The organism is Vibrio sp. 10N.261.52.A1 (assembly GCF_002876325.1).
GTDB lineage: Bacteria > Pseudomonadota > Gammaproteobacteria > Enterobacterales > Vibrionaceae > Vibrio > Vibrio chagasii.
Genome location: NZ_MCYD01000774.1, coordinates 1 through 6,824 on the forward strand (window position 1 = coordinate 1; position 6,824 = coordinate 6,824).

Here is a 6,824-nt window from a genome sequence, read left to right on the forward strand (position 1 = left end):
AGTGATAATATAGATTTAGAGTTAAAAATTTAAATAATTTTGGGGCAAAAATGAGTTTGCTATCAGTAAATCATATTTGATTACATTGCCTCTATGCTTCAAGTTCCCCTTCGAAGGGGTGATCTAAATTGAAGTGATCTCGCCAATACTTTTGTTCTTCTCCACTCATGTTATGTTCTTTGATGAACGCTACCCAGTTTACGGGGTCGTTAAGGTGTTTTTGAAAGTAAGACTTCATACAAACTAATTCCGTAAACTGATTCACAATTATCTCTTCCTTGTCTCTGTGACTACTTTTCCAACCACTTCAATATCACCGTCTTGTGTTTCGATGGTTGTTCCATTGAACTCGACCAATAGCTTCCCTGGCAGTCTCTGAACTTCGTTTATTGAATGACGGCCATCAATGCTTATTAGGTAGCTTCCGCTTACGGCATCGTTATCGTTCTTATCAACCAGCATAATTGCTTCATTCGTCTCTAGTTCGATGAGATCTGCGTTCTGCAGGCTAAAACTATTAATTCTTCTTAATGGATACGGAATCTCGCCAGTATCCAATAACTTGCCGCCGCTTAAACAAAAACTTTTCACAATCACAGTTTGGTGCTGTGGGTTTGTGCTTGCTGCTGTTAATTGAACTGAAGGCTGCTCAAAAATTGTTTTTGGTTGGTGAATTGGTAGCTTTGCTCGTTCTTCTTCAGGGAGCGCGAGGTCTTCGATTGGAATGCCCAAAGCTAAATGCAAGCGGACCATCAATTCATGTGATGTTCTGTCGTGAGTATTCCAAGTGCTAAAAGTGGATTTTTTAACATCAAATAATTCAGACATTTCTAAAAGAGTTTTCTTTCCAGTGAGCGTTTTAAGCCTTTCTGTAAAAGCCTCTCCCTTTAAATATTCAAACGGTAAAATTTTATTCATAGCGACTTGGAACCATTTTTACGATCATAAACCACTTTCTCGACTTTACAGAGCTCAAAAATGGATCAATAATCTTTCTTGTACTCAAGCTTAAGCACGGCAGCTAACCAATTAAGCCTGATTCTCAATAAATTAACTTGTAAGGATATCATCATGTTGTCATTTGCACTATCGCCCCCTGTCCCATATATGCGCATTGAAGAGTATTCTCGCTATTCAGGCGTATCCCTTTCGACACTCCGTAAAGACATGGAAAACAACAAGCTAATCATTCGCCCTAAAGCGGCAAGGAATGAAATCCCTATGGTTAACGTTATTGCCATGATGGAAATTGCATCTCGTGAAGCTTTAGAGAAGTTGGGCTAACCATGGCTTTTTCTGCCCTTATTCCGACTAATAATTACTGCCCAAGCTGGCTTCATTTATTTGCTTGGGTAGTCATTCTGGTTCCGACTTTTCTGTAGAGAGTGTCTTTCATGAACGAAATGGATGCCATGTGCGAATTACGTGAGCCCAAACAGAATGCGTTTGACGCTGTATGTCGAGACTTTGTGATTAATCACAATGTGGAAAAGCTCGCTAAACGTGTTGGGTTAAGCGGGACCGTGCTACGCAGCAAGTTAAACCCAGAGCAGCAATATAAGTTAACGCCTGTCGATATGGCGTTGATAAGTAAAGAAACGGGCGATTACACCATCATTAATACCGTATTAGCCGATTTAGGCGTGGTGGTGGCTAAGGTACCCGGTGAAGAGGAGTCAAAAACGTTCGTTGAACGCATCCTAGAAAATTCGATTCTGTCTGGTGAGCTGTCTAGCGATGCATTGAAGATGTGCAATGCAGACCGCTTATACAGAAGCGAAAAGCGTAAGACGATTGCAAAAGTTCAAGCTGCTATCGGCAACTTGGTTTTGCTTATGTCTGATTTAGAAAACCGCACAAGTGGCACAACCCCTTTTATCAGTATGGGTTTCGAGTTTATTGCCAATGGTGCACCAATCCCCGGCTTAAGTTAGAGGAATTCGTTATGTCTGTTGCAACAAGAGAACATTTAAAAGTAGATGTCCCACCACTAGAAAATCCATGCCCTGATTTAGTTTGTTGGTCTTTGAATCGCGAGCAAAAAGAACGCGGCCTAGCTCTTTTGCAGCGAACAAGAAAAGAGCTTGGCGAGCGTCAGTTGAGATCACTCTATCAGACACGAGAAGCTCTACTCAATCAATTTAACTCAAGCGATGACCGCTTAGAGCAAGCTCGCATTGATCGCGAGTTAAAAGCTCTTGATTTCAGCGCAAAAGATATTCAGTCACGCTGGTCATAGTCCAGTGATGCTCAAAAGAACATAGCCCTTAGGCATCTTGCCTACACCCTTTATCCCTCTTTGATTTAAAGAGGGAGGGTTTTTTATATCTCAAACCTGAGGAATTGATGATGAATACTATTGAAGAACATCTTTTTAATCAGTCTGTTAACCAAATTACTGTTCGCTTTAATTCAAGTAATCAAGAGCAGCAACATCAAGTCCTGGTCCAGTTAGAGGCTATTGCGAAGAAGCAAGAGCCAATCACAACACATCGACCACAAGAAGAAGTACTGGCCGATCTCAAGCAAGCTATGCAGGGCGATCGTGCTCGTGTGTTTTTTGGTTATTCATTCCCAAGTTGGTATCGCAATGGCTCAATAGCACAGGTTTCACAGCTTCATCATTGGGCGAACTTAGATATGAGTAATCGTCATCTGTTTCTTGAAATGTTAGGGCTACGTGATTCAGGTCATTTTGATGATGAAGCGTTATATGAGTTTGAACAGTTTTGTTTGTCGGCGGTAGGGGTGAGTGAGCATGACATTGCATGAAGTAAACACCAAATCAGAATTTTTTAATGAGGTTCGATTAGGTCGTAAAACGGCTGAGGTTCGAGTCAATGATCGTAACTATCAAGCTAACGACGTGTTGATACAGCATGAAATTGACAAAGATGGGCATAAAACGGGTGCGTCCTTGGTACATGAAATCACTCATGTAGTTCATGGCGGGAAGTTTGGTTTAAGTAAAGAGGTATGTGTTCTTTCTCTTTCTAATTCATCTCATTTAAATAGTGTGATTTTGATGGGGCATTTACGAGATCGTTTAGTTGAAGCTGCAGATTGTATGGAGGCGGGTATTGACGTTGTTCGAGAGGCTGGACTCACTACTACTGATCTAGAAAGGCAGATTCAAGATTCACGCTATTTTGCTATAGAGGCGACGACTCTACTAAAAAAATTAGGGGAGGTGGCAGAGAATGGATGAAATATCACACAATGATCTCTTATACATAGCGGGGAAAGTAATGCCCCTCGACCGAATCAAACGAAATGATGCTAGATACCACGCTGGTTTTTTAGTGCCTAAAATTTACACCAACCAAGAGCAAGCCCTTTTAGACGCTGGTTTTGTTAAAAAAATCCCAATCTACGATCGTGTTTTCAACCAACAATCTAAGCGAGAATTTGAGCTCAAGAGATCGATAGATCTTTTTAAAGCTCTTAATTATCGCACTGAACACGACCGCGAAGCGGCGGCGAGAATCGCCGAAGAGTATAGGCTAGTCAAAGGGCGCAAAAGTCCGACAGAGAAACACCGTCATAGAATTGAGCGAAATCGCCAAACTCTGCAGCTGCTAGATAGGGTTATTAATCCATCGGAAGTCCTACAAAGCCCTGAGGCGTATTTCAATCACGACTTGTTGTATACCTCTACAGAGCGTAATACACCTGCCGTTTTACAAGAGAAAGGTAAAATTAACCGCTGTGAGCCTAAAATCACTCCTACTTCAGTACAATTACAGCAGCGAGAGTGTTTCGACCAGTATAGAATCCAGCACATTACTCAAACACCGACGAGTAAAGCACCACCTGTCAACAGAGGTGAACGGTACACCGACAAGCTGACCAAGCGAGCGGTAACTCAGATTTTTGAAAGTGCGGCTTATGCGGCAGTTCGTAACGATGGTTTTACTACGTTTTTGACCTTAACGTTCACCAGAGAGCAGCGATTGGCCATATTTGGCGGTATGGCTGATGAATCGGAATTGGGTGAACTAGGCGCTAGGCATCCAATTCGTTATCGTCGAAACATGGTGACCTATAGGAGTAACTCGAAAGAGAAGCGAGTGGCTTCGCCTGTTACCGATATTGCTGGACCTTATTCAACAGTCCCATTTAAAAATAGACTGCGAACCAAGTTGATGAATCATAATGGTGAGATAGCAGGTGATTTCTGTCGCTTGGAAGATAAGCCTGACAAAGAGTTTACGGTAGAAAAAACCATTGAAACCACTATAGGTAAAGAAGTTTCACGCTTACTTGATGCAATGAAAAAAATGTATCAACGCGGTTGGGTGGCTGATCATACTATTCAAACCGATGAAGACAGTGGGCAACCTTACTGCGATTTGAAAGTTGAAAAAGTGCCACCTCATCTAGGTAAGCCAAGTGACGTTGGCCCAGCAAATAAACCTCTCGACTTTCACTATATTTGGGTTGCAGAGTGTCCGGCCAATGATGATGGTGAACCTAACCCTCATGTACATATGCTTTTAAAGTGGAATGTTGAACCTAGGTTCTTCAGCGCTTGGGCAAAACGACTGGAGAAAATCTGGGGACATGGTTTTGCAAATCTTGAGCGAATCAGGAAGCCTAAAGCCGCCGGCTCGTACATCATCAAAGCGGTTGGGTATGCCGCCAAAGGTGGAGATTCGGAACAAGGGTTGATAAAAGGGAATCGCTATAACATATCGGCAAGCACTCGAGCACCAAAATGGGAATGTTTGGCTTCGTTTGAGGCTGGCAATATGACGGCGATAATTAAGGAGTTAGGACATAAACTAGACCAGTGGAAAAAACCGCTGAAAAGAAAGGCATCTAAGTTGGCTGCTGCTAAGGCTCAAACAATAAAGGCGAAGTCGATAGCAGTGCAACAAGGCAAACCGAAAGAGCTCACTGACAAAATGCAGAGCCGTATTATTCGTTTGGAAAAACAGGTGGAGAAGGTGAACAAAGAGATCCGTGAACGTGGCGTATTTGCTTCAAGTGATAATAGGTTCTCGGTAACGTTTGAAGGCGATGATTCAAAGACTAAAGTGGATGAATTCTTATTCTGGGCAGCTGGTGCCCGTGGTTGGTCGATGGAATGTAGAGATCTAGACTTAAATGATATCAAGCAAGAGGCTGACAATTTGTACTCACATGATTTTATTCGGCATCAAGAGCGGCTAGCTTATTGGAAGTCAGTTTTTGAAGATAACCCACCAATTAGGGAGGTGGAGGAAGGAGAAAAAAGTTATTGGATGGAAGCTCAGTTAGAATATGCTAAAGAACAGTATAAGCCTTGGAGTTCTGTCAATAATATATCACTGTAAGTAAGCGCCCGAGTAAATCGTGGGCCGATTACTTAGAAATCATTGAGTCTGATGATTGGCCGTTAGTGTAGATGTTAAGTGTTAAATCACTAACTATTTACGTAAAGAGTTAGTCCCTGCACACTATAGCATTAGTTAATCGACGTTTTGTGAAGACTGTATTGTCATGTGGGATACATGAGTGTCAGGGTAGGGACTGTTATAGGCTTTACGCTTTTTAGCCAATTCTTTCTTCTTGAACTTAACGTATGTGCTTAGATCGAAGAATGAAAATGTTTCAATGTGATCCGTTGGGACAATGACTCTAAAATGTTCTTTTGTGAGTTCTTCATGAACCCCTTCCTCGATCCCTTCCTCAATATAGTGAGCTTGGTAGTTATTTGTGATGTCTATAGACAAGTCATTTTTGTCTCGGTAACCACTGAGCAGAGGGATAATGGAGATATGTTCAATTTTGCTATTAATCAGCTCATCACCTAAGCAAATGCCAATATAGGTTTTACGTGATTTTAATGTGATCGCAATAGGGAACTGGGTATAGGAAGCTTCAACGATGAACTTTTCTAGATGGTTTTCACTGACTATATTTTTGATTTTTTGTGCTTTTCTTCTTGGAAAAATTTTATCTCTGGCGAGAGTGATAAGTCCTGCAACCAAAGCAAGCAACACAGTTAAAATAGCCCAGGAGCCTTGTTTTAGCATCTCAGCGCTGATTGCTAACTTACTAAAATCTTGAAGCTTCCATCCATAAGTTTGCATTAGTTTGGCAACGCAATCGTAATAATCGATTAAAAAGCAAAGTACCATGCTAGAAATTGCAAAAAATATTCCACGTGAAGCTACAAAAAAGTAAGAATGCCAGCCTTCAGTTCGGGTAAGCTTGTAATGAGATGAAAGGTGTAGATAAGAAAAAAGGTAGCCCGAGATTAGGACTACCACGACTAAAGTTATTCCCATGTTAGACGGCGTACTTTTCTAGTTCATCAAGCTCTTTGAGTTTATCAATGTGCTTCTGAATCTCTTTTTTAACGTCTTCATTTTCGAGGTTTACTCGTACAACACCATTGTGGCTGATGGTTACTCGATCGTGGTTTTTTAACATCAGTTTTAGCAAGCGATCGGGTTTCTCATCTTTTTTAGAACTAAAAAATCCAAGCATACGCGCCTCCTTTGCTGTGAGTGTTATTAAAATAATAACAAATATGCTACTAAAGACTAGCAAAATGAGCAATGACCATTGTGTCATAATATAGCTAATATCCACAAATATGGTTAACCAAGATTAACTGTGGATACCTATCAACGAGTATAGACCACATCCATTAACCTACACCTGCCCTGGAAAAACTGATATCACTTAAGTAAGCGCCGAATAAACCGTGGGCGACTACTTAGCTCATTTAATTTATATCTAATTTATTCCTTAGGTCAGTGAGATGTATTTTAATGGGGGATTTGAATAGTTTGAAAGTTGTAGTTTCTTATAAATAAATGAATCCAAAAGAG

Annotated in this window: 10 protein-coding genes; 6 read left to right on the top strand and 4 right to left on the bottom strand. The window is 41.1% G+C overall.

Annotated features, from left to right (window positions below):
• Positions 1 to 91: 91 nt before the first annotated feature.
• Positions 92 to 238, bottom strand: coding sequence for a hypothetical protein (locus tag BCT81_RS29355; RefSeq protein ID WP_198596909.1), 147 nt, complete (start codon positions 236 to 238; stop codon positions 92 to 94).
• Positions 239 to 267: 29 nt separating this feature from the next.
• Positions 268 to 918, bottom strand: coding sequence for a phage repressor protein CI (locus tag BCT81_RS16100; RefSeq protein ID WP_102425088.1), 651 nt, complete (start codon positions 916 to 918; stop codon positions 268 to 270).
• Between the two features lie 153 nt (positions 919 to 1,071).
• Here BCT81_RS16100 and BCT81_RS16105 point away from each other — a divergent pair, with 153 nt between their 5' ends.
• From BCT81_RS16105 to BCT81_RS16130, 6 genes are all read left to right on the top strand, one after another.
• Positions 1,072 to 1,284, top strand: coding sequence for a hypothetical protein (locus tag BCT81_RS16105; RefSeq protein ID WP_102425089.1), 213 nt, complete (start codon positions 1,072 to 1,074; stop codon positions 1,282 to 1,284).
• A 110-nt stretch (positions 1,285 to 1,394) separates the two neighbouring features.
• Complete coding sequence (locus BCT81_RS16110) at positions 1,395 to 1,934, top strand: phage regulatory CII family protein (protein WP_102425090.1); 540 nt, start codon at positions 1,395 to 1,397, stop codon at positions 1,932 to 1,934.
• A gap of 11 nt (positions 1,935 to 1,945) precedes the next feature.
• Positions 1,946 to 2,239 (top strand): hypothetical protein, encoded by a 294-nt coding sequence (locus BCT81_RS16115; protein WP_102425091.1) that lies wholly within the window; start codon positions 1,946 to 1,948, stop codon positions 2,237 to 2,239.
• A 110-nt stretch (positions 2,240 to 2,349) separates the two neighbouring features.
• Positions 2,350 to 2,772 (top strand): hypothetical protein, encoded by a 423-nt coding sequence (locus BCT81_RS16120; RefSeq protein ID WP_102425092.1) that lies wholly within the window; start codon positions 2,350 to 2,352, stop codon positions 2,770 to 2,772.
• The gene (locus BCT81_RS16125; RefSeq protein ID WP_102425093.1) at positions 2,759 to 3,208 is read left to right on the top strand and encodes a DUF3850 domain-containing protein; all 450 of its coding nucleotides are present in this window, start codon (positions 2,759 to 2,761) and stop codon (positions 3,206 to 3,208) included. Before BCT81_RS16120 ends, BCT81_RS16125 begins: the two co-directional genes overlap by 14 nt.
• Positions 3,201 to 5,318 (top strand): hypothetical protein, encoded by a 2,118-nt coding sequence (locus tag BCT81_RS16130; RefSeq protein ID WP_241908223.1) that lies wholly within the window; start codon positions 3,201 to 3,203, stop codon positions 5,316 to 5,318. Before BCT81_RS16125 ends, BCT81_RS16130 begins: the two co-directional genes overlap by 8 nt.
• 135 nt (positions 5,319 to 5,453) lie before the next feature.
• Here the strand turns inward: BCT81_RS16130 and BCT81_RS16135 are convergent, their stop codons facing one another.
• Both BCT81_RS16135 and BCT81_RS16140 read right to left on the bottom strand, forming a co-directional pair.
• A complete protein-coding gene (locus tag BCT81_RS16135; RefSeq protein WP_102425094.1) occupies positions 5,454 to 6,275 on the bottom strand; it encodes a hypothetical protein in 822 nt (273 codons plus the stop codon).
• Position 6,276: 1 nt separating this feature from the next.
• Positions 6,277 to 6,477, bottom strand: coding sequence for a hypothetical protein (locus tag BCT81_RS16140; RefSeq protein WP_102425095.1), 201 nt, complete (start codon positions 6,475 to 6,477; stop codon positions 6,277 to 6,279).
• Positions 6,478 to 6,824 lie beyond the last annotated feature (347 nt).

What these genes read in the sequence shown, in the direction of transcription:
- BCT81_RS29355 (WP_198596909.1), bottom strand. Translation starts at nt 238, where the DNA reads ATGAAGTCTTACTTTCAAAAACACCTTAACGACCCCGTAAACTGGGTA.
- BCT81_RS16100 (WP_102425088.1), bottom strand. Translation starts at nt 918, where the DNA reads ATGAATAAAATTTTACCGTTTGAATATTTAAAGGGAGAGGCTTTTACA.
- BCT81_RS16105 (WP_102425089.1), top strand. Translation starts at nt 1,072, where the DNA reads ATGTTGTCATTTGCACTATCGCCCCCTGTCCCATATATGCGCATTGAA.
- BCT81_RS16110 (WP_102425090.1), top strand. Translation starts at nt 1,395, where the DNA reads ATGAACGAAATGGATGCCATGTGCGAATTACGTGAGCCCAAACAGAAT.
- BCT81_RS16115 (WP_102425091.1), top strand. Translation starts at nt 1,946, where the DNA reads ATGTCTGTTGCAACAAGAGAACATTTAAAAGTAGATGTCCCACCACTA.
- BCT81_RS16120 (WP_102425092.1), top strand. Translation starts at nt 2,350, where the DNA reads ATGAATACTATTGAAGAACATCTTTTTAATCAGTCTGTTAACCAAATT.
- BCT81_RS16125 (WP_102425093.1), top strand. Translation starts at nt 2,759, where the DNA reads ATGACATTGCATGAAGTAAACACCAAATCAGAATTTTTTAATGAGGTT.
- BCT81_RS16130 (WP_241908223.1), top strand. Translation starts at nt 3,201, where the DNA reads ATGGATGAAATATCACACAATGATCTCTTATACATAGCGGGGAAAGTA.
- BCT81_RS16135 (WP_102425094.1), bottom strand. Translation starts at nt 6,275, where the DNA reads ATGGGAATAACTTTAGTCGTGGTAGTCCTAATCTCGGGCTACCTTTTT.
- BCT81_RS16140 (WP_102425095.1), bottom strand. Translation starts at nt 6,477, where the DNA reads ATGCTTGGATTTTTTAGTTCTAAAAAAGATGAGAAACCCGATCGCTTG.